Here is a 2498-nt window from a genome sequence, read left to right as displayed (position 1 = left end):
GTCATCGCCTGTCGGCTTAGCCTTAGGTCCCGACTAACCCTGCTCCGATTAGCGTTGAGCAGGAAACCTTAGTCTATCGGCGTGGGGGTTTCGCACCCCCATTATCGTTACTCATGCCTACATTTGCTTTTCCAGCCGCTCCACCGCGCCTCCCGGTCGCGGCTTCGCCGCTGCTGGAATGCTCCCCTACCGCTGCAGCAAGCTGCAACCCATCGCTTCGGTACCGGACTTGATGCCCGCGTATTATCGATGCCCTGTCGCTCGACCAGTGAGCTGTTACGCACTCTTTAAATGAATGGCTGCTTCCAAGCCAACATCCTGGCTGTCAAGGCAACTGGACCTCCTTTGTTCAACTTAGCCCGGATTTAGGGACCTTAGCGGATGGTCTGGGTTCTTTCCCTCTCGGCCTGGGACCTTAGCACCCCAGGCCTCACTGCCGTGTATATCACCGTGGCATTCGGAGTTCGTCTGGATTCGGTAGGCTGTGACACCCCCTAGTCCAATCGGTAGCTCTACCTCCAGGTGACTCGACCACGACGCTGTACCTCAATACATTTCGGGGAGTACGAGCTATTTCTCAGTTTGATTGGCCTTTCACCCCTACCCACAGGTCATCCAAATCCTTTTCAACGGAAACTGGTTCGGGCCTCCAGTTGGTGTTACCCAACCTTCACCCTGCCCATGGGTAGATCACAAAGTTTCGCGTCTGCCCCCCCTGACTCTGCGCCCTGTTCAGACTCGCTTTCGCTGCGGCTCCGCGCTTCCAAGCGCTTAACCTTGCCAGGGAGGAGCAACTCGTAGGCTCATTATGCAAAAGGCACGCCGTCACCCCACAACCGGGGCTCCGACCGCTTGTAAGCGCACGGTTTCAGGTTCTTTTCACTCCCCTATCCGGGGTTCTTTTCACCTTTCCCTCACGGTACTGGTTCACTATCGGTCTCTCGGGAGTATGTAGCCTTGCCGGATGGTGCCGGCGGATTCGGACGGGGCGTCTCCAACCCCGCCCTACTCAGGAGTCCACTAGGGCCTCTTACAATGTCGTCTACCGGACTCTCACCGTCTCTGGTACAGTTTCCCACCTGTTTCGACTACCGTAAAAAGGTCCCACGCCGTGGTCCTACAACCCCGGGCTGGCCGTAACCAACCCGGTTTGGGCTCGTCCCCGTTCGCTCGCCACTACTGGGGGAATCATTGTTATTTTCTGTTCCTGCGGGTACTTAGATGTTTCAGTTCCCCGCGTTCGCCTTCGTCCTTGCGGATCGAATACTTGGTCTTCAACCAAGTGGGTTGCCCCATTCGGAAATCCTGGGATCAGCGGGTATGTGCCCCTCCCCCAAGCTTATCGCAGCTTATCACGTCCTTCGTCGCCTCCGAGAGCCTAGGCATCCCCCGTGCGCCCTTCGTTACTTCCGTCAGTAACGGTCGTTCCCGAGTAAGCAGGGAACTGTCGTTTGCTCGTGTGATGCTCAACCACGCAAGGTGGTTGGGCTATTTCTCTACTATGTTTGCTAGCCGTTACGTCAAAGAACGTATGACGGGCCTGTCGCCCATCATGGGGGAAACGCCTCACCAAAGAAGCCGCTTCCGAAAAAAGAGTGGAGAATAACGGATTCGAACCGTTGACCCCCTGCGTGCAAGGCAGGTGCTCTAGCCAGCTGAGCTAATCCCCCGTCGTACAAGTCGCCGCGGCCGGACGCCGAAGCGAGTGGGCCTGCGTGGACTCGAACCACGGACCTCGACATTATCAGTGTCGCGCTCTAACCACCTGAGCTACAAGCCCGGGTCTTCGGTTGCCGCCCCGAAGGGCCGCAACGAATCCTCGTTTCTCAATTTGTTTGAGCGAGCGGGAAAACAACAAGCGCACGCGCGGCGAACACAACCGGCCGGCGCAGCAACAAAAGTGCTCCAGAAAGGAGGTGATCCAGCCGCACCTTCCGGTACGGCTACCTTGTTACGACTTAGCCCCAGTTACCTGTTCTACCCTAACTGGCTTCTGCGACGAGCACCAGCTTCAGGTCTACCAGACTTCCATGGCTTGACGGGCGGTGTGTACAAGGCCCGGGAACGTATTCACCGCGTCGTTGCTGATACGCGATTACTAGTGATTCCAGCTTCACGCAGTCGAGTTGCAGACTGCGATCCGAACTGAGAACGGCTTTTCGAGATTGGCTCCGCATCGCTGCGTGGCAACCCGCTGTACCGCCCATTGTAGCACGTGTGTAGCCCTAGGCGTAAGGGCCATGATGACCTGACGTCGTCCCCGCCTTCCTCGCTGCTTGCGCAGGCAGTCTGTCTAGAGTCCCCGCCTTGACGCGCTGGCAACTAAACATAGGGGTTGCGCTCGTTGCGGGACTTAACCCAACACCTCACGGCACGAGCTGACGACGGCCATGCAGCACCTTGCTTTGTGTCCCGAAGGAAAGGTCCGTCTCCGAACCGGTCACGCGCATTCTAGCCTAGGTAAGGTTCCTCGCGKATCATCGAATTAAACCACMTGC

General features: G+C 57.5%; 2 tRNA genes and 2 rRNA genes. All 4 read right to left on the bottom strand.

The window, feature by feature from the left end:
* A 23S ribosomal RNA gene (locus tag ASU33_RS21615) occupies positions 1-1413 on the bottom strand; the annotation flags it as partial.
* A 183-nt stretch (positions 1414-1596) separates the two neighbouring features.
* Positions 1597-1670, bottom strand: a tRNA-Ala gene (locus ASU33_RS00015).
* Positions 1671-1706: 36 nt separating this feature from the next.
* Positions 1707-1780: transfer RNA gene (locus ASU33_RS00010), tRNA-Ile, on the bottom strand.
* Between the two features lie 129 nt (positions 1781-1909).
* Positions 1910-2498 (bottom strand): 16S ribosomal RNA (locus ASU33_RS00005); the annotation flags it as partial.

Source organism: Solirubrum puertoriconensis, from assembly GCF_001483135.1.
Taxonomy (GTDB): Bacteria; Bacteroidota; Bacteroidia; order Cytophagales; family Hymenobacteraceae; genus Solirubrum; species Solirubrum puertoriconensis.
This window is presented reverse-complemented; position numbering and strand designations above follow the sequence as displayed.